The 18,626-nt window shown below is 71.1% G+C and carries 17 protein-coding genes and 1 tRNA gene; 12 read left to right on the plus strand and 6 right to left on the minus strand.

What is annotated here, in order from left to right; all coding sequences use genetic code 11:
• Positions 1–290 precede the first annotated feature (290 nt).
• The 12 genes from ABD830_RS47700 (at position 291) to ABD830_RS47755 (ending at position 12,108) form a co-directional block, all read left to right on the plus strand.
• Positions 291–362, plus strand: a tRNA-Gln gene (locus ABD830_RS47700).
• Positions 363–487: 125 nt separating this feature from the next.
• Positions 488–1,939, plus strand: coding sequence for a bifunctional UDP-N-acetylglucosamine diphosphorylase/glucosamine-1-phosphate N-acetyltransferase GlmU (glmU, locus tag ABD830_RS47705; protein ID WP_345002153.1), 1,452 nt, complete (start codon positions 488–490; stop codon positions 1,937–1,939).
• A gap of 64 nt (positions 1,940–2,003) precedes the next feature.
• On the plus strand, positions 2,004–2,981 hold the full coding sequence (locus ABD830_RS47710) for a ribose-phosphate diphosphokinase (protein ID WP_345002154.1): 978 nt from the start codon (positions 2,004–2,006) through the stop codon (positions 2,979–2,981).
• 165 nt (positions 2,982–3,146) lie between these two features.
• The gene (locus ABD830_RS47715; protein ID WP_345002155.1) at positions 3,147–3,776 is read left to right on the plus strand and encodes a 50S ribosomal protein L25/general stress protein Ctc; all 630 of its coding nucleotides are present in this window, start codon (positions 3,147–3,149) and stop codon (positions 3,774–3,776) included.
• Positions 3,777–3,840: 64 nt separating this feature from the next.
• Entirely contained in the window at positions 3,841–4,425 is a 585-nt protein-coding gene (gene pth, locus ABD830_RS47720; protein ID WP_345002156.1) for an aminoacyl-tRNA hydrolase, read from the plus strand.
• Positions 4,426–4,533: 108 nt separating this feature from the next.
• The gene (locus tag ABD830_RS47725) at positions 4,534–5,973 is read left to right on the plus strand and encodes a sugar transferase (RefSeq protein WP_345002157.1); all 1,440 of its coding nucleotides are present in this window, start codon (positions 4,534–4,536) and stop codon (positions 5,971–5,973) included.
• Positions 5,973–6,737, plus strand: a complete 765-nt coding sequence (locus tag ABD830_RS47730) for a 3'(2'),5'-bisphosphate nucleotidase CysQ (protein WP_345002158.1) — start codon at positions 5,973–5,975, stop codon at positions 6,735–6,737. Before ABD830_RS47725 ends, ABD830_RS47730 begins: the two co-directional genes overlap by 1 nt.
• A gap of 19 nt (positions 6,738–6,756) precedes the next feature.
• The gene (gene cysD, locus ABD830_RS47735) at positions 6,757–7,671 is read left to right on the plus strand and encodes a sulfate adenylyltransferase subunit CysD (protein ID WP_345002159.1); all 915 of its coding nucleotides are present in this window, start codon (positions 6,757–6,759) and stop codon (positions 7,669–7,671) included.
• Positions 7,671–8,936 (plus strand): sulfate adenylyltransferase subunit CysN, encoded by a 1,266-nt coding sequence (gene cysN / locus ABD830_RS47740; RefSeq protein WP_345002160.1) that lies wholly within the window; start codon positions 7,671–7,673, stop codon positions 8,934–8,936. Before cysD ends, cysN begins: the two co-directional genes overlap by 1 nt.
• An 84-nt stretch (positions 8,937–9,020) precedes the next feature.
• Complete coding sequence (locus ABD830_RS47745; RefSeq protein ID WP_345002161.1) at positions 9,021–9,917, plus strand: sulfotransferase; 897 nt, start codon at positions 9,021–9,023, stop codon at positions 9,915–9,917.
• Complete coding sequence (locus tag ABD830_RS47750; RefSeq protein WP_345002162.1) at positions 9,914–10,819, plus strand: glycosyltransferase family 2 protein; 906 nt, start codon at positions 9,914–9,916, stop codon at positions 10,817–10,819. The genes ABD830_RS47745 and ABD830_RS47750 overlap by 4 nt, the downstream gene beginning before the upstream one ends.
• 512 nt (positions 10,820–11,331) lie before the next feature.
• Positions 11,332–12,108, plus strand: coding sequence for a WecB/TagA/CpsF family glycosyltransferase (locus ABD830_RS47755; protein ID WP_345002163.1), 777 nt, complete (start codon positions 11,332–11,334; stop codon positions 12,106–12,108).
• Here ABD830_RS47755 and ABD830_RS47760 read toward each other — a convergent pair.
• Genes ABD830_RS47760 through ABD830_RS47785 form a run of 6 tightly spaced genes read right to left on the minus strand, consistent with a single transcriptional unit; the run spans position 12,098 to position 18,530 of the window.
• Entirely contained in the window at positions 12,098–12,991 is an 894-nt protein-coding gene (locus ABD830_RS47760; protein ID WP_345002164.1) for a sulfotransferase, read from the minus strand. The two genes, ABD830_RS47755 and ABD830_RS47760, sit on opposite strands and share 11 nt — an antisense overlap.
• On the minus strand, positions 12,988–14,232 hold the full coding sequence (locus tag ABD830_RS47765; protein ID WP_345002266.1) for a lipopolysaccharide biosynthesis protein: 1,245 nt from the start codon (positions 14,230–14,232) through the stop codon (positions 12,988–12,990). Before ABD830_RS47765 ends, ABD830_RS47760 begins: the two co-directional genes overlap by 4 nt.
• Positions 14,229–15,083, minus strand: coding sequence for a sulfotransferase family protein (locus ABD830_RS47770; RefSeq protein ID WP_345002165.1), 855 nt, complete (start codon positions 15,081–15,083; stop codon positions 14,229–14,231). The genes ABD830_RS47765 and ABD830_RS47770 overlap by 4 nt, the downstream gene beginning before the upstream one ends.
• On the minus strand, positions 15,080–15,976 hold the full coding sequence (locus tag ABD830_RS47775; RefSeq protein ID WP_345002166.1) for a hypothetical protein: 897 nt from the start codon (positions 15,974–15,976) through the stop codon (positions 15,080–15,082). Before ABD830_RS47775 ends, ABD830_RS47770 begins: the two co-directional genes overlap by 4 nt.
• Complete coding sequence (locus tag ABD830_RS47780) at positions 15,973–17,253, minus strand: O-antigen ligase family protein (RefSeq protein ID WP_345002167.1); 1,281 nt, start codon at positions 17,251–17,253, stop codon at positions 15,973–15,975. Before ABD830_RS47780 ends, ABD830_RS47775 begins: the two co-directional genes overlap by 4 nt.
• A complete protein-coding gene (locus ABD830_RS47785; protein ID WP_345002168.1) occupies positions 17,250–18,530 on the minus strand; it encodes a Wzz/FepE/Etk N-terminal domain-containing protein in 1,281 nt (426 codons plus the stop codon). Before ABD830_RS47785 ends, ABD830_RS47780 begins: the two co-directional genes overlap by 4 nt.
• Positions 18,531–18,626 lie beyond the last annotated feature (96 nt).

Genomic DNA, 18,626 nt, shown 5'->3' on the forward strand with positions numbered 1-18,626 from the left:
CCAACGGCATGTATGAGGATGAATGTCCTGGCTACGCAACCGTAACCTACGCCAGCGTAAGTAAGGAAGCCCTAAGCCGTGAATGTGGGGAAGCTGACTCTGTGCGCGGCAAGGTGGGTGGGGTTCGTGTCTTGTGCCCTTTAGGGCGGTCTGTTATGCAGATGACGCGCCGAGCGCCGTCACTACCAGGAGAGTTCCGCCTCGCTCCGGTACGGGAGCTAATTACGGGCGCGCGCCGGGGTGCGGGCTCGGTATCGTAGGGGAGTGTCGGACGCCAGGCGTCCGATCTATCCCGGATCGTCTAATCGGCAGGACAAGTGGTTTTGGTCCACTTTGTAGGGGTTCGAGTCCTCTTCCGGGAGCTGTGACCTGCTCCCCGGCGCGAAGGTTCGGGGCGCGGCCAGGTATCCTCACGGTGTCGGGAGGGTAGCGGTGCGGTAGACGTACCGAATGCCCTGATCCGTCCAGTCACAGGGAGCCTCAGTCCGTGAGTGTGCCGCGCCCGGCAGCCGTCATCGTCCTCGCCGCCGGCGAGGGCACCCGGATGAAGAGCCAGACCCCGAAGGTCCTGCACGAGCTATGTGGCCGTGCATTGGTGGACCACATGCTCGCAGCCGCCCGCGACCTCGGTCCCGAGCAGCTGATCGTCGTCATCGGCCACGCGCTGGAGCGGGTCGGCGGCCACCTGGCCGCCACCAGCCCCGACGCCCGTGCCGTCGTCCAGCGTGAGCAGCGCGGCACCGGCCACGCGGTGCGCACCGTGATCGAGGAGGTCGGCGAGATCTCCGGCACGGTGCTGGTCACGTACGGGGACGTGCCGCTTCTTCGCACCCAGACCCTCGCCGAGCTGCTCGAACGGCACGCGACCGAGGGCAACGCGGTCACCGTGCTGACCGCCCATGTGCCCGATCCGACCGGCTACGGGCGGATCATCCGCGACGAGAGCGGCGCCGTGCTGGAGATCGTCGAGGAGAAGGACGCCACTCCGGAGCAGCGCGCCATCAAGGAGATGAACTCCGGCATCTACGCCTTCGACGGCGCCCTCCTCGCCGACGCCGTCAAGCGCGTGTCCACCGACAACGCCCAGGGCGAGGAGTACCTCACCGATGTCCTGGCCATCCTGCGCGGCGACGGCCACCGGGTCGGCGCCTGCGTGGCGGGCGACCGCGTCGAGGTCGAGGGCGTCAACGACCGGGTGCAGCTCGCCGCCGCCCGTAAGGTGCTCAACGAGCGCCTGCTCGAAGACCACATGCGCGCCGGGGTGACGATCGTCGACCCCGGTAGCACCTGGATCGATGTCGGCGTGCGCATCGCGCCCGACACGGTCATCCACCCCGGCACCCAGCTCCACGGCGACACCGTCATCGAGACCGGTGCCGAGGTCGGCCCCGCCACCACGCTGACCGACACCCGCGTCGGCGAGGGGGCGACGGTCCGCAACGCCGTCTGCGACAGCGCCGAGATCGGCCCGGAGGCCAACGTCGGCCCCTACGCGTACCTGCGCCCCGGCACGGTGCTCGGCCGCAGGTCCAAGGCCGGCACGTTCGTCGAGATGAAGAACACCCAGGTCGGCGAGCGCTCCAAGGTGCCGCACCTGTCCTACGCGGGAGACGCCACGATCGGTGACGACGTCAACATCGGCGCCGCCGTGGTCTTCGTCAACTACGACGGGGTCAACAAGCATCGCTCCACCGTGCGCGACGGCGCGTTCGTGGGCTGCGACTCGATGCTCGTCGCTCCCGTGACCGTCGGGGACGGCGCCTACACGGCCGCCGGCTCCGTCATCGACAGCGACGTGCCCCCTGGCGCCATCGGCGTCGCCCGAGCGAGGCAGCGCAACATCGAGAAGTGGGTCTTGCGCAGGCGCGCGGGCACGAAGTCGGCCGCGGCCGCCGAGCGGGCGCTGGCCGAGCAAGAGCAGCAGGAGAGTGGGACATGACCGAGCTTGTCGAGGTCATCAATAAGCACAGCAGCCCGGTCATGAGACCGACGAGGGAGGGCTCATGACCAGCATCAAACAACCGGGCGAGAAGAACCTCATGCTCTTCTCCGGCCGGGCCTATCCTGAGCTGGCCGAGGAGGTCGCCCAGCACGTCGGCGTCTCCCTGACCCCCACCAAGCTGATCGACTTCGCCAACGGCGAGATCTACGCCCGCTATCTGGAGTCCGTACGAGGCTGCGACGCCTTCGTCATCCAGAGCCACACCGCCCCCATCAACCAGTGGATCATGGAACAGCTCATCATGGTCGACGCGCTGAAGCGGGCCTCCGCCAAGCGCATCACCGTGGTGATGCCGTTCTTCGGCTACGCCCGTCAGGACAAGAAGGGGCGCGGCCGCGAGCCGATCACGGCCAGGCTGATGGCCGACCTGTTCAAGACCGCGGGCGCCGACCGGCTCATGTCGATCGACCTGCACACCTCGCAGATCCAGGGCTTCTTCGACGGCCCGGTGGACCACCTGTTCGCCATGCCGGTGTTGGAGAGCTACCTCAAGAACAAGCTCGACCTGGAGAACACGACCATCGTCTCGCCCGACACCGGGCGCGTGCGCCTGTCGGAGCGCTGGGCCGACACGCTCGGCACGCCGCTGGCGTTCATCCACAAGCGCCGCGACCTCGACGTGGCCAACCAGGTGAAGGTCAGCGAGGTCGTCGGAAAGGTACGCGGCCGCACCTGCGTGCTGATCGACGACATGATCGACACCGCGGGCACCATCTGCAAGGCCGCCGACGCCCTCTACGAGCAGGGCGCCACCAACGTGATCACCGCCGCCACCCACGCGGTCTTCTCCGACCCTGCCGTGGACCGGCTGAAGAACTCCCGGATCTCCGAGGTCATCGTGACCAACACGCTGCCGCTGCCGGAGACCAGCAGGTTCGACAAGCTGACGATCCTGTCGATCGCGCCGCTCATCGCCCGCGCGATCACCGAGATCTTCCAGGACGGTTCGGTCACCAGCCTGTTCGAGGGGGAGTCTTAAGCCGTGATGGATCCGCAGCGAAGCGAGGACACCCATCACGGCCTTCCGAGCGGAGCTCGGCGGACAGCGCTGTAGACTGGCACGGTTGCGCTCGTAACGCCTTCCGCTAGGGCGGGTGAGGGAGAGCGCCGACACACCGATCCCCATGCATCCCTAGGAGATGTCGTGTCTGAAGTACGTATCGCCGCCGAGCCGCGCACCACGTTCGGCAAGGGCGCCGCTCGCAAGATCCGCCGCGCCGACAAGGTGCCCGCCGTTCTCTACGGCCACGGCATCGACCCCAAGCACCTGACCCTGCCCGGCCACGAGGTGCTGCTCGCGCTCCGCACGCCCAACGTGCTGATCCACCTCAAGGGTGAGGGCGTCGACGAGCTGGCCCTGCCCAAGGGCGTGCAGCGCGACCCGATCAAGGGCTTCGTCGAGCACGTCGACCTGCTCCTGGTCAAGCGCGGCGAGAAGGTCACCGTCGAGATCCCGGTCACCACGGTCGGCGACGTCCACACCGACGGCCTGCTCGACCAGCAGCTCGTCTCGGTCGCGATCGAGGCCGAGGCCACCCACATCCCGACCGGCGTCGAGGTCGACGTCGAGGGCCGGGAGATCGGCACCGTCATCACCGCCGGTGACCTCCAGCTCCCGCAGGGCGCCACGCTGGTCGCCGACCTGGACACGGTCATCCTCCAGGTCATCGCCAAGCCGGTCGAGGCGCCGGAGGAGGGCGAGGAGGCCGCCGAGGGCGAGGTCGCCGAGGCCGCCGCCGAGGGCGAGACCGCCGAGGCCCCCGCCGCCGAGTAACGGGTCCGATTCGTGAACGGGGTGGCCGGACTCGAGCCGCCCCGTTCCGCTGTGAGGGGTGCAAATGGATCGCTGGCTGATCGCCGGACTGGGCAATCCCGGGCCCGAGTACGCGGGCAACAGGCACAACGCGGGCTTCATGGTGCTCGACGAGCTCGCGGCCAGGGCAGGCGGGCGGTTCAAAGCGCACAAGAGCAGGGCCGAGGTCTGCGAGACCAGCACCGCCATCCTGGCCAAGCCCCTCACCTACATGAACCTCTCCGGCGGGCCCGTCAAGGCGCTCTCCGACTTCTACAAGATCGGCCCTGACCGGCTGATCGTCGTCCACGACGAGCTCGACGTCCCGTACGGCGCCCTCCGGGCCAAGCTCGGCGGCGGCGACAACGGCCACAACGGCCTCAAGTCGATCACCAAGGTCCTCGGCACCCGCGACTACCTGCGCGTCCGCTTCGGCATCGGGCGCCCGCCCGGCCGCATGGACCCCGCCTCCTTCGTGCTCAAGGACTTCGCCACCATGGAGCGCAAGGACCTGCCCTTCCTCGTGGACCGGGCGGCCGACGTCGTGGAGTCGCTGATGACCCGCGGCCTGGAGGTCACCCAGAACGACTTCCACCGGTCTGATCTCCACATTTCGGGCCCTCCACGCTGATCGCCGCATAGGTCCGTTCACCGGTTCCCGGCCTCCAGTACGGCTACGATCAGTGACTGTCTGTTCCAGAATGGTCACCTGGAGGCACGTGTGCGTGATGAGGGACTCATGACCGTCGTCAGACCTGGCCACGCGGCCTCCTGGCGGGTCGGCCCGCGCACGCCCACCTGGGTCCGCTCCTACCGGTTGCGTGCCGTGCTGGCCGACCTCTGCGGGGCGGCGGCCGGGGCCGGGATCGCCTTCTACGGGCGCTTCGGCGGGCTCACGCCGTACGTGCTGCCGTACCTGCTGGTGAGCCTGGCCCTCCCGGTGGCGTGGGCGTGCGCGGTGGCGCTCAACCGGGCCTACGAGCCGCGCATGCTCGGCGTCGGCTCCGAGGAGTTCCGCAGGGTCATGCAGGCGGGCGTGGCGCTGACCGCGGGCACCGCCATCGGCTCCTACCTGACCAAGACCGACGTCGCCCGCGGCTACGTCGTGCTCGCGCTACCGCTGGTCACGCTGCTCACGCTGATTCTCAGGTACGCGCTGCGCCGCGCCCTGCACCGTCGCAGGGCGGCGGGAGAGTGCATGCGCAAGGTCGTCGCGGTCGGTCATGCGGCCTCGGTCGAGGAGCTGGTGCGGCTCTTCAAGCGGGAGCGTCACCACGGCATGGACGTCGTGGCCGCCTGCCTGCCGGGCGGCACGCCGGGCGACCGCGTGGGAGAGGTGCCCGTCGCGGGCGACCTCAGCGACGTGCCGATCGTGGTCGAGCAGCTCGCCGCAGACACCGTGGCCGTGCTGGCCTGCCCCGAGATGGACGGCCAGGCGCTGCGGCGGCTGGCCTGGCGGCTGGAGCGCACGCACACCGAGCTGGTGGTGGCGCCTGCCTTGATGGACGTGGCCGGGCCGCGCACCACGATCAGACCGGTCGCCGGGCTCCCGCTGCTCCACGTGGAGCATCCCGAGCTGGCCGGGGCGCGGCAGCTGGTCAAGAACGTCTTCGACCGGATGGTCGCGGCCGCGCTCCTGGTGCTGCTCACGCCCCTGCTGGCGGGGCTGGCGGTGGCCGTACGCGCGACGAGCCCGGGGCCCGCGCTGTTCAGGCAGACCAGGGTGGGCAGGGACGGCCGGCTGTTCACGATCCTGAAATTTCGCACCATGCGGCGTGGCTCGGAGCAGCAGAAGATCACCCTGGTCAGCGACCGCGAGGGTGTGCTGTTCAAGATCAGGAACGATCCGCGGGTCACGCCGCTGGGCGCGCGCATGCGCCGCCACTCCCTTGACGAGCTGCCGCAGCTCATCAACGTCGTGCTCGGTCACATGTCGCTCGTCGGCCCCCGCCCTCCGCTGCCCGACGAGGTGGTGCGTTACGGCGACGACGTGCGCAGACGCCTCCTCGTACGGCCCGGCCTGACCGGGCTGTGGCAGGTCAGTGGTAGATCTGACCTATCTTGGGAGGAATCCGTACGTCTCGACCTGCGTTACGTTGAAAACTGGTCCCTCACGCTCGACCTCCAGATCCTGTGGAAAACCTGGTCGGCCGTCGCCCGCGGGCAAGGAGCTTATTGATGACGATTCGCGACGACCACGCACTCGCCGCTGATCTGGCAGCAGAGGCGGGCGAGCGGCTGCTGCGGGTTCGCGAGCGCACGGGTTTCGCCGACCCGTCCGCGCTACGGGCGGAGGGCGACCGCTCCTCCCACATCTTCCTCATGGAGTCGCTGGCCAGGCTCCGGCCGAGCGACAGCGTGCTGTCGGAGGAGGCCACGCGCGAGGAGCGGCTCGACCCGCGCAGGCTCAGCGCCTCACGGGTGTGGATCGTCGATCCCCTCGACGGCACCCGGGAGTTCTCCGAGGAGGGCCGGTCCGACTGGGCCGTCCACGTGGCGCTGTGGGAGGCCGGCAGGCTGACCGCGGGCGCCGTGGCGCTGCCCGCGCAGGGCCGTACGTTGAGCACGGCCGAGCCGCCCAAGCCGCCCTCCTATGACGGGGGCCGCTTCCGCATCGCGGTGAGCCGCACGCGGCCGCCCGAGTTCGTCCAGAGGCTGGCCTACCTCGCCGGGGCCGATCTGGTGCCCATCGGGTCCGCCGGGGCGAAGATCTCGGCGGTGCTCACCGGCGAGGTCGAGGCGTACGTACACGCCGGGGGTCAGTACGAGTGGGATTCGGCCGCGCCCGTCGCCGTCGCCCAGGCCGCCGGGGCTCACGCGAGCCGGATCGACGGCTCCGAGCTGACCTACAACCAAGCCGACCCCTCACTACCGGATATCCTGGTTTCCCTACCTGAGCTGGCGACATCATTGCTCGCCGGGATTCGGGACCTGCACCGCTAAACCGCCGGAGGAAGCTCCCATGCTCCAGCGCGACTACACGACGTCGCAGCTCGACGTGCTCGAGGCCGAGGCCATCCACATCATGCGCGAGGTCGCGGCCGAGTTCGAGCATCCCTGTCTGCTCTTCTCCGGGGGCAAGGACTCGATCGTCATGCTCCGCATCGCGGAGAAGGCGTTCTGGCCGGCGCCGATCCCCTTCCCGCTCATGCACGTCGACACCGGCCACAACTTCGACGAGGTCATCGAGTTCCGCGACCGCCGCTCCGCCGAGCTGGGCGCGCGGCTGATCGTGGCCAGCGTGCAGGACTCCATCGACGCCGGGCGCGTGGTCGAGGAGACCGGGCGGCGCGCGTCGCGCAACCGCCTGCAGACCACCACGCTGCTGGATGCGATCGAGGACCACGAGTTCGACGCCGTGTTCGGCGGCGCACGCCGCGACGAGGAGAAGGCCCGCGCCAAGGAGCGGGTCTTCTCCTTCCGCGACGACTTCGGCCAGTGGGACCCGAAGAACCAGCGCCCCGAGCTGTGGAACCTCTACAACTCGCGTATCCGCAAGGGCGAGCACATCCGCGTCTTCCCGCTGTCCAACTGGACCGAGCTCGACGTCTGGGACTACATCAGGCGCGAGGGCATCGAGATCCCCTCCATCTACTTCGCCCACACCCGCAAGGTGTTCGAGCGCGACGGCATGCTGCTGCCCGACGCCGACGTGGTCAAGCGCGGCGACGACGAGCCGCTGTTCGAGGCCGTGGTGCGCTACCGCACGGTGGGCGACATGACCTGCACGGGCGCCGTGCAGTCCACGGCCGCCACGGTCGAGGAGATCATCGAGGAGATCGCGGCCACCCGGATCACTGAGCGCGGGGCCACCAGGGCCGACGACCGCTCGTCCGAGGCCGCCATGGAGGATCGCAAGAGGGAAGGCTACTTCTAATGGACATTCTTCGCTTTGCCACCGCGGGAAGCGTCGATGACGGCAAGTCCACCCTCATCGGCCGGTTGCTCTTCGACTCCAAGGCGATCTTCGAGGACCAGCTCGAGGCGGTCGAGCGCACCTCGCGCGACCGCGGCACCGAATACACCGACCTGTCGCTGCTCACCGACGGCCTGCGGGCCGAGCGGGAGCAGGGCATCACGATCGACGTGGCGTACCGCTATTTCGCCACGCCGAAGCGGAAGTTCATCATCGCCGACACGCCCGGCCACATCCAGTACACCAGGAACATGGTCACCGGGGCCTCCACGGCCGACCTGGCGATCATTCTCATCGACGCCCGCAAGGGCGTGCTGGAGCAGTCGCGGCGGCACGCGTTCCTGACCACGCTGCTGCGGGTGCCGCACTTGGTGCTGGCCGTCAACAAGATGGACCTGGTGGGCTACTCGCAGGAGCGGTTCGAGGAGATCAGGGAGGAGTTCACGGCGTTCGCGTCCAAGCTGAACGTCGCCGACCTCACGTTCATCCCGATCTCCGCGCTCAACGGCGACAACGTGGTCTCGCGCTCGGAGAACATGCCCTGGTACCTCGGCACGTCACTCCTGCACCACCTGGAGAACGTCCACATCGCCTCCGACCGCAACCTGGTCGACGTGCGCTTCCCCGTCCAGTACGTGATCCGCCCGCAGCGGGCCACTGAGCACGCCTTCCACGACTACCGCGGCTACGCGGGCCAGGTGGCGGGCGGCGTGCTGAAGCCCGGTGACGAGGTGGTGCACCTGCCGTCCGGGCTCACGACGCGCATCGCCTCGATCGACACCTTCGACGGGCCGGTCGAGGAGGCGTTCCCGCCCATGTCGGTCACGCTGCGCTTCGAGGACGACCTCGACATCTCGCGCGGCGACATGATCGCCCGGCCGAACAACCAGCCGCGGGTGGCGCAGGAGCTGGAGGCGATGGTCTGCTGGATGGCCGACGGGCTCAAGCTGACGCCGCGCTCCAAGCTGACGATCAAGCACACCACCCGTACGGCCCGTGCCCTCGTCCGCGATCTGCACTACCGGCTCGACGTCAACACCCTGCACAGGGACGAGACGGCGACGGCGCTCGGCCTCAACGAGATCGGGCGGGTGTCGCTGCGGGTCACGCAGCCGCTGTTCGTGGACGACTACGGGCGTAACAGGCTCACCGGAGGCTTCATCCTCGTGGACGAGGCCACCAACGGCACCGTCGGCGCCGGCATGATCGTCGACGCACCTAGGTAGATCTTTTCGGGTTCCCCGACCCGCTGATTACTCTCCGCGCTAGAGTCATCGCGTTACGTGTTCACGACGCGAAGGCCCTCCTCCGTGACCGACCGTGCGACCACCACCCGGGTCATCTATCTCGGAGGCCTCGGACGCAGTGGCACAACACTGCTCGAGAGGCTCCTGGGCGAGCTGCCCGGCGTGGTCGCGCTTGGGGAGGTAGTGCACCTGTGGGAGAGGGGGGTGCTCGCGGAGGAGCTCTGCGGGTGCGGGGCGCCGTTCCCGGTCTGTCCCTTCTGGCGGCAGGTGGGGGAGCGCGCGTTCGGCGGATGGACCCCGGCTCTGGTGGGACGGATCCTGACGCTGCGACGGCGGGTCGACCGCACCCGCAGAATCCCGCGCATCGAGCACCCGGACCTGGCCGAGTACGTGCAGGCGTACCGGCTCCTCTACGAGGCCGTCGGCGCCCCGGTCGTGATCGACTCCAGCAAGCACGCGTCCCTGGCCTGCTGCCTGGTCGCCGGCGGGGTGGACGTACGGATCGTCCACGTGGTCAGGGACCCTCGCGCCGTCGCTCACTCGTGGGCCAGGACCGTGCAACGCCCTGAGGACGGGCGGCCCATGACGCAGTGGGGGCCGGCCCGCACCGCGGTCCACTGGACCGCCCAGAACACCGCACTCGAGCTCCTGCCGGGGCGCGGGGCCCGCGTCGTCAGGGTCCGCTACGAGGACCTGCTCGCCGCCCCCGGCCCCACGCTCGGCTCACTGGCGCTCGGACTCGGCCTCGCGGAGCCGGACCTGCCGTTCCTCGACGACCGCACGGTCTGGCTCGGCCCCTCCCACACCGCCTCCGGCAACCCGATGCGTTTCCTCGTGGGGCGGGTCGAGCTGCGCAGGGACGACTCCTGGATGACGGGGATGCGTGACGGCGACCGCCGGGTGGTCAACGCGCTGACGTGGCCCCTTCGGGCCCGGTACGGCTACCGGGAGGCGCCATGACCCCTTCGGTGGGCGTCGTGATCCCGACCAGAGGCGACCGGCCGGCGCAACTGCGTGAGGCGGTGGAGTCGGCGCTGTGCCAGGAGCACCCGGGTCGCCTGTCCGTGGTGGTGGTCGCCGACGGCGTCGCCCCGGCCGACGTCGACGTGCCGGCCTCCGTACGGGTCCTGCCGAACACCCGCACTCCCGGCCTCCCCGGCGCCAGGAACACCGGCATCGCGGCCTGCGGCACCGATCTCGTCGCCTTCTGCGACGACGACGACCTGTGGCTGCCCGGCAAGCTCGCCGCCCAGGTGCGGGCGCTGCGCGACCGTGGCGGCGCGTTCGCGAGCTGCGGCATCGAGGTGGAGTACGTACGGGAGGAGCGCGGGCCCGGCGAACCGGCCCGAGTGCCTCGCCTGGCCGGACGCGACACGGTGACCGCGGACGACCTGACCCGCTCGCGCATGGTGATGGTGCACTCGTCGACGTTCCTGTTCGAGCGCGGCGCCCTGTGGGCCGACGAGACCGCGCCCAACGGCCAGAACGAGGACTGGGATCTCGCCCTGCGCGCCGCCAAGCGGCGACCGATCACGTACGTGGACCGCCCGCTCGTCCGGGTGCGCTGGGGCGCGTCCCACTACGTCGCCCGCTGGGCGGACCGCATTGCCGGGCTCGACTGGATGCTCGCCCGGCACCCCGAACTGGCCGTGGATCCGCGCGGCGCGGCGCGGGTCTGCGGCCAGCTGGCCTTCGCCCACGCGGCGCTCGGCCACCGCCGCGAGGCCACCCGCTGGGCAGTCCGTGCCCTGATGACCCGCCTGGGGGAGCCACGCGCCCCGATCGCCCTGGCGGTGGCGGCCGGCCTCGTCTCCGCGCCAACGATCCTTTCCGCCCTTCACCGTAGGGGGCACGGCATTTGACTCCGCCCAAGACCACCAGCCCACCCGTCCCGTCCCAACGCCTCCCTGAGGACACACTCCCGCTCCCGCCCATAAGGCCTGGGGATACGCCGCCAGGGGAGGCGCCGCTTGATGAGCCGCATGGGGACGTATCGCCCCCGGCCCCACTCACGGACGCACCGCCTTCGGACGACGCGCGCCAGGGCTCGGCATCCGGCACGCGCCAGGGACCGGCACCTGCCATGCGCCAGGGCTCGGCACGTGACGCGCGCGCCCAGGTGTCCACCGCAGCGCGCCCGGCCGGTTTCGGTGAGCCGCGTCACGACGAGGAAGCGGCTTCCTCCGCCGCGCGGCGTGGTGAGAGGCGTTCGCCGTATGCGCCGCCCACGCCCGCTGCCGCCGGTCATCGACGCGGTTCCGGCGCTCGGACCCCGCACACCGACGCCCGCCCGAGTCACCAGGCGCATGCCGCCGACCCAGCACACGTCACCGAACAGGCGCACGGTGTGGGCCGGGTGCACGACCCCGCCCAAGTGCCTGTGCCGGCGGCGGGGCGGCGGGTGCAGGTGGGTTTGGTCGGCGTGGACGCGCTCACCGAGGACGAGGTGGTCCGGCGGGTGGAGGCCGAGCTGGAGGCCGGCAGGGGTGGGCGGATCATCACCCCGAACATCGACATCTGCCGGGCAGCCGCCAAGGACCCAGCCCTCAGAGAGCTGGTGTGCACCGCCGAGCTGGTGGTGACCGACGGCATGCCTCTGGTGTGGGCGGCCAGGCTGCTCGGCACCCCGGTGCCCGAGCGCGTGACGGGCGCGGACCTCATCTGGTCGCTCAGCAAGCTCGCCGCCCGGCGCGGCTGGCCCGTCTACCTGCTCGGCGGCCCCCCGGGCGTTGGGCGGAAGGCGGCGGACGAGCTCACGAGCTGCCACCCCCGGCTCAAGGTGTGTGGGGTGCAAGCCCCGCCCTACGACTTCGACGCCACCCCCGAGGGCAGCGCGCGGGTCCGGCGGAAGGTGGTGGCCGCGCGGCCGCGGCTGGTGTTCGTCGGGCTGGGCTTCCCCCGGCAGGACAGGCTCATCGCCGACCTGCGGGAGGAGCTGCCGGAGGCGTGGTTCGTGGGGTGCGGGGCGGCGATCGCGTTCGCCGCCGGCACGGTGTCCAGGGCGCCTGGATGGATGCGCCGGACAGGGCTGGAATGGGCGTTCCGGCTGGTCTGCGAGCCGGGGCGGCTGGCGCGCCGCTACCTGGTGGACGACCTGCCGTTCGCGGTGCGGCTGCTGGCCACCTGCCTGGCAGGCCGCGTCAGACGGTGAGAGCGCGTACGCGGGCCACGTCCTCGGAGCTGAGGCCCTGGCCCGCGGCGTCCAGCGCCTGGCGGGAGTCCATCGGCCGGAAGGCCGTGCGTGACAGACCCGACCAGGCGAACCCCGTACCGCCTCTGGACGGCCCCGTGCAGGCCCGCGCGATGCGGCGCTCCGCGGCAGGCGTCCAGGCCAGGCCCGCGTGGTCGTACAGGCGCCGGAAGCCGGTCAGCGGGTCGGCGGCCAGCGACTCGTACGAGACGATGAGGATGCCGGGAGTACGGGTCAGGATCGTGCGGGTCGCCCGCCACAGCAGCGCCGCCTTCATGACGCGGTCCTGGGAGCCGACGAGGGCGCGCAGCTCGAGCAGCTCGGGGTGGTCGCGGACGAGCAGCGGCTGTTCGAGCAGTTCGTGGAAGTAGACCGTCCACCCCAGCCGCTGCCAGCTCGCCACGAACGAGACCGGGTCCCGCACGAGCGCGATCACCCGGCACCCCAGGGAAGAGGCGAACCAGCCGGCGCTCAGCACCGCGAACGGGTCGTCCAGCAGCGCCCGGCGGCCTGTCAGGCGGCCGAAGGAGAAGGCGGTGCCGTAGCGAAGCAGCCTGGCCAGATCGTACGGGGAGCGGTTCGCACGCAGCTCGGAGAGCCAGCGGTAGCGCAGCGCCACGGTGTCGCGGAAGGCGGGCAGCCAGTCGGCGGCGTTGTCGTCGCAGATGTACTGGAACCTGTGGGTCACCGAGGCCCTGAGCACGCCGGGGCAGCGGCCCGGCGGGTGCTGCGGGTTGAGTGGCTCGTTGACGTAGACCAGGTCGCCTCCGGCGGCGAGCATCTTGCCCGTCCAGCTCGTGCCACTCCTCGGCAGCCCCGTCACCAGCACCGGAGCACGTTTCACGCAGTGACCCGAATGCGCAGAGCCGTCAGGGTGTGGCGGCCGAAGGGGTGGAGGCCGTGGCGGCGGTGGAGCTGCCAGAGCGGGAGCAGGTTCTTGACCAGCACCCCGCCGGACCAGCCGAGCACCGCCCCGAACGCCCCGTGGACGGGGATCAGGGCCACGTCGAGCACGACCGTGCACGTGATCGCCGCGACCAGGTTGACCAGGCTCGTGCCCGTGTGTCCGGCGGCCGTCAGCACCACGTCCACCATCCCGCAGGCCGTGGCCACCATCATCGTGCCCGCCAGCACCAGCGCCACCGGCGCCGCGGCCCCGTACGAGGGCCCGAACAGCCGCAGCAGCCACGGCGCCAGCGCCGCGTACGCCAGCCACACCGGCCACGTCAGCAGCACCAGCCAGAGCGTGGCGGTCTGGTACAGCTCTCCGGCCCGCGCCCGCTCCCCGTTGGCGAGCGCTGTGACCAGCCGAGCCTGTACGGCCTGCGCCAGCCCCTGGTTGGCGAGCTGCCCGACCACCTTGAAACGGGTGGCGGCCGTGTAGACGGCGGCCTGCGCCGGCCCGCCGAGCAGCGCGACGATCACGATGTCCAGTCGCTGGAACACCGCCTGGATGGCCCCCGCCGCGGACCGGGGAGCCGTGTACCGCCACAGGTCGCGCCCGGTGCCGGGCAGGTACGGTGTCCGCGGCACCCGTCTCCGCAGCCCGGCCCAGGCCAGGACGAGGGCCGGCACGTAGGGTGCCCCCCAGGCCACCGGCAGCCACGAGGCCGCGTCCGTCGCGCAGACCACGGCCACCAGCACGAGCTGGGCGAAGGGCACCAGCACCCCGTCCACGAGCACTGTGGGCCGCATGGCCCCGAATCCACGGGTGGCGGCCAGCAGCACGTCACCCACCGCCATGACCGGCACGAGCGCGGCCACCGGGCCCAGCCGCGGGTACAGCACCGCTCCCGCCAGGCAGGAGACCGCCACGCAGGGCACGAGAGCTGCCCGGATATATCCGGAAATGCCGAGGTAGTCGTAGGTCTTCGCCCGCGCGATGAAGTACACGAGCCCGTTCCCCGCATCCAGTTTGGCGATCCCCGCCGCCATGAGCGCCAGCGCGGTCGCCGCGAAGAACGCGCCGGCGTCAGCGGGAGCGAACGTCCTGGTCACGACCATGGCAAGGACGAACTGCGCGAAAGCCCCGAAGACCGCCCCCGTGATCCCCGCGATCCCGCGCCGCCGCAGGCCCGCGGTCATCGCCGCCACGAAGGCTCACCGCCCAGCCACCGCACCAGCCGTGCGTCGTACGGCTCGAACTGTTCGCGTAGCGTCCGCGCGAGCTCGCGCGGCACCGGCTGCGGCGAGGGACGCCCGTTGTGCCGCTCGAACACCGGATATCCGAGATGCGGCACGCCCAGGAACTCCAGCACCCGGTCGTACACGGTCTCGGGCTCGGCGAAGAAGCGGTGGCTGTCGAGCACCAGGATCCGCTCGCGCCCGAACAGCGCCTCCAGCCGGTCGAGCTGGTCGGCGTAGCGGCCCCGGGCCAGGTACGCGTGATGCTGATGGGAGTGGTGCAGGGAGAAGGGCGATCCGCACAGCAGCTCCTCGGCCCCGGCCAGCCGCTCGGGCTCGAGCTCCAGCGCGGACTCGAAGTGCGACTCGGTCTCGAACCCCCTGGCCAGCTCGTGCGCGTGGGCGGAGTACGCCCGCTCCACCGGATCGCGCACCAGGACGATCAGCCGCACGCCGGGCAGATCAGCTGCGATCCGCTCCCCGGCCAGCGGATGGAACAGGTAATAGGGGGACGACTCGAACGCCAGCGCCCGCGAGCCGTACCGGTGCTCGACCAGCCCCGCGCTCATCCGCAGCGGGAAGTGGGCCTGGTACCAGGACAGCCCCCGCCAGTAGCCGACGTCGAAATAGTGCACGCCCTTGTGCAGCACCGGCTTGAGCAGCAGCGGATGCTGCGCCAGCGCGCGGTACAGCGAGGTGGTGCCGCAGCGCTGCGCCCCCGCGACGATGAACGACGGCAGCACCCGCGCCCCCGACGTGAGCCGCCCCGTGGCGCGCGACAGCGACAGCACCGACGCCTTCATGGCCCTCATGCGAGCAGCTCCTCATGGTCGACGGCCGGGTTGAGCCAGGTCTCCGGCGGCCCGAGCGGCGTGTGGCCGTCGGCGGCGTGCCTGTCGGCCAGCGCGATGAGGTAACGGATGGCGGTCTGCCTGGCCACCGCCGTGGACAGTCCGAGGGGGGCGAGCTCGCGTACGGCCCGCGCCACGCAGGCCCGGGCCGCGGCCGGCGGGGCCATCGAGCGCAGCGCCCGCTGGAAGAAGTGGTGCACGAGGTCGAAGCCGTAGGGGACGCCGACCTCGTACCGCTCCCAGTCCCACACCAGGAGCCGACCGTCGGGGGACGGGCACATGTTCCAGGGCGCGAGGTCCCCGTGCCAGGCCGCGCACGGCCCTCCGGTGCCGGCGATCTCCTTGACCGCCTCGATCAGCAGCGGCCGGGGCGCCCGGCCGCGCCGCACCGGCAGCGGCGACAGCGCCAGCACCGCCAGGTCGCGCCAGACGCCGTGGTGGAGCACAGCAGGCACGCTGACCGTGGCCAGCGGGAGCCCGGCCAGCCGGCGCAGCGCCGCCGCCTCCGTGGTGATCAGCGAGCGGGCCCGCTCGCTGTCGCCGACCTTCACGAACGCCAGTCGCCGCCCGTCCGAGCGCGCCTCCAGAATGGGCTTCCGGTTGGCCCGGAGCGCCGGACGCACGTGCAGGACGGTCTCGACGGGCCGTCCGAAGACCTCGCTCAGGTACGCGGCGATCGACCCCTCGCCCGGCACCATGACCGAGGACCACGGATGCCACCAGCGGCGCGGCACCAGCCGCCGGGGCACGGCGGCATGCGGCAGCACGGTGTACGCCCGGGGCGCCCCCGGCCCCGGATACAGCAGCCGCACGGTCTCCGCGAGATAGCCGAGCCGGATCGCGGCGTCGTTCACGAGACGTCCCCCAGATGGTTGCGCCACAGCAGGGCGAACGAGATGAGATACAGGCTGAGCGGCGTGACCAGCCCGTCGTAGACGAACATGTAGAGCAGCACCAGCCCCATCACCAGCACTCCGGCCAGTCCGATGGGGCTGCGGTCACCCCAGTGGCGCCGGATCGCGCCCACGAAGAACGCCACGTAGAGCGCCGCCCCGGTGAACCCCTGCGTGATGATCAGCAGCCAGAGCTGACCGTCGCTGCCCAGCGGTGGGTGGCCGCAGCCCTCGCACCACTGGGTCCTGCCCGTGGTGATCGTGCGGTGGTTGCCCATGGCGTTGCGCGTGTTGCCGTAGCCGATGATCGGCGAGTGCGCGGCGGCCGCGACGGTGGCCGACACGGTGAAGGCCCTGATGTCGTTCGAGTGTGGTTTGTCCAGCCGCTGCGCGAACAGCGACGCGAGCGGGCTCAGCGCGAACACCAGCGCCGCCACGGCAGCCGCTCCGCAGAGCGCCACCCTGGTGCGACCCCCGAGCCGGACGACCAGGTAGACGAGGGCCAGGCCCAGACCGATCCAGAGGCCCCGGTTGAGCGAGTAGACAATGGGGATGGCGGCCAGGGCGAGCGTGGCCGCCACGAGAGCCTTCTGCCGCGGCGTGCCGTGCACCCACCAGCCGATCACGAACCACACCAGCAGCACCGATACGTTGCTGCCCCACGCGTTGGCCCACTCGAACGGGGCCTCCGGCCGCGGCAAGGAGAAGCCCAGCACCTTCTGCGTCTGGGCGGAGGTGGGGTGGATGAGGTTCTGGACGAACGAGTTGCCGGCCGCCCAGTCGGGCAGCAGCAGCTCCACCGGCGAGGTGAACGCGAACGAGGGGAAGAACACGCCGAGCAGCCCGCCCGCGACCGTCGTGACGAACAGCACGCCGAGCAGCCGAACCAGGCGCAGCTGCGGCAGCTCGGACTCGGTCAGGTTGCCGAGGTAGAGCACCATGATCAGGATGGCCACGTAGAGCGCCAGCCGCATGAGGTAGCCGATCAACCGCCCCGGCCCGAAGTCGCCGTACGTGTCCGGCGGCATCTCGGCCAGCATCAGGCCGCTGACCAGGTAGCCGGCGATCAGCAGCAGCCAGAGCCCGAACCCGCGCGGCACCCTGATCGGCCGGCGCCGCCACAGCACCATCGCCATCGGCGCCGCCAGCAGGATCACCGACAGCCCGCCGAACCCCAGCGCCCACCACACCGGATAGCCGACGAGCAGCACGGTGATCGGCCACGCGGGCCCCCTCACGTCGGCTGGCCGGGACGCCGGGGGTGCATCGCGTGCATGGGCGTGGTCTCGGCCACCTCCAGCTCGCCGGTCGCGACGAGCTTGCCGAGCGGGGTGTGCGTACGCGGCTCGAGCAGGGGCACGAACGAGGGCAGCGCGTCGGTCGCCGTCACCACGCCGATGATCGGCACGTCGTGCCGGTCCAGCCGGCGCACGGCGGCCATGACCCGGTCGGAGGTGACCCGGCCGAGACCGATCAGCAGCAGGGCCGCGTCCGCCCTGGACAGATCGCGTACGTCGGAGCCGTCGAGCACCGTCAGCGGCAGATTGACGGCCACCGGGTCGGCCTGCGTCGAGTCGTGCAGGTCCGCGGGCAGCGCCTTGACCAGCAGCCGCTTGCCCGGGCACGTGGCGACCACGGCGCAGGCCAGCTCGTGGGCCACGCCGGGCTCGCGCGGGCTCGACAGGTCGCCCAGCACGGGCAGGCCGGTCAGCCGCTCGACGTCGGCGGCCGTGCGCAGCCGCCGGTCGAGCCGGTCACGGGCGTAGGCGGCGGCCGAGCCGGCCAGCAGCCCGGCCATGAGCCCCGTGCCGAGGTAGAGCGGCAGGCTGGGGGCGACGGGCGCGGACGGCGGGGCGGCCTGGCTGATGACCATGCCGGGGGTCACCGCGACCGTCCTGAGCGCGTCGTACTTCAGGGCGAGCCCGGCGGCCTGCCGGTTGAGCACGCTCTGCCGCTGGAGCGCGATCGCGTGCTCGGGACCGCCCTTGGGCAGCCCGCCGAGCTGCTTGATCACCGTGTCGATCGCGGTGTTGACCTGCTTGAGCTTGGCCAGCACGGCCCGCTGCTGGTCGGTCAGGGCGGCCAGCGCGCTCTCGCGGCGGTTGGTGAGATAGGCCTGGGCGTACGCGCGGGACTGGGCGGCCGCGACCGTGGCGTCGGAGGCGGTGACCGAGATCCACAGCACCGCCGAGTTGGGCGGCACCGAGACCTCGACGGGCTCGGGGCTGCCGACCCCCAGCGCCCTGGCCGCCCGCGTGGCGACCACGGCGGACTGCGCGACCTGGGCCTCGGTGTCGAGGTTGAGCGGCTCGCGCTGGCGGCTGGTCACCGGGTTGGCCGGCTCCTGCGAGCCGACCGGCATGACCAGCACCTGCGTGGTGGCGGTGTAGGAGGGCGGCGTGAGCCGCATGAGCGCGAGTCCGGCCGTGCCGCCGAACACGACGCAGCCCACCAGGAGCAGCCATCGCCTGCGCAGCAGCGAAAGGTGCTCGTCCAGGTCCGTGCCGGAGCTCATGGGGGAAGGGTCTCCTGGAAATGCGTCGAGATGTGCGCCCACTATAGGGCGGACGATTATCAGCCAAGCCGATTACCCAAGATTTTCTCCAGTACG

This window comes from Nonomuraea helvata, assembly GCF_039535785.1.
In the GTDB taxonomy this organism is placed as follows: domain Bacteria; phylum Actinomycetota; class Actinomycetes; order Streptosporangiales; family Streptosporangiaceae; genus Nonomuraea; species Nonomuraea helvata.

Excerpts from the sequence above, each read along its gene's own strand:
- ABD830_RS47710 (WP_345002154.1), top strand. The coding sequence starts at position 2,004 with ATGACCAGCATCAAACAACCGGGCGAGAAGAACCTCATGCTCTTCTCC.
- pth (WP_345002156.1), top strand. The coding sequence starts at position 3,841 with ATGGATCGCTGGCTGATCGCCGGACTGGGCAATCCCGGGCCCGAGTAC.
- ABD830_RS47725 (WP_345002157.1), top strand. The coding sequence starts at position 4,534 with ATGACCGTCGTCAGACCTGGCCACGCGGCCTCCTGGCGGGTCGGCCCG.
- ABD830_RS47730 (WP_345002158.1), top strand. The coding sequence starts at position 5,973 with ATGACGATTCGCGACGACCACGCACTCGCCGCTGATCTGGCAGCAGAG.
- cysD (WP_345002159.1), top strand. The coding sequence starts at position 6,757 with ATGCTCCAGCGCGACTACACGACGTCGCAGCTCGACGTGCTCGAGGCC.
- cysN (WP_345002160.1), top strand. The coding sequence starts at position 7,671 with ATGGACATTCTTCGCTTTGCCACCGCGGGAAGCGTCGATGACGGCAAG.
- ABD830_RS47750 (WP_345002162.1), top strand. The coding sequence starts at position 9,914 with ATGACCCCTTCGGTGGGCGTCGTGATCCCGACCAGAGGCGACCGGCCG.
- ABD830_RS47765 (WP_345002266.1), bottom strand. The coding sequence starts at position 14,232 with ATGACCGCGGGCCTGCGGCGGCGCGGGATCGCGGGGATCACGGGGGCG.
- ABD830_RS47770 (WP_345002165.1), bottom strand. The coding sequence starts at position 15,083 with ATGAGGGCCATGAAGGCGTCGGTGCTGTCGCTGTCGCGCGCCACGGGG.
- ABD830_RS47785 (WP_345002168.1), bottom strand. The coding sequence starts at position 18,530 with ATGAGCTCCGGCACGGACCTGGACGAGCACCTTTCGCTGCTGCGCAGG.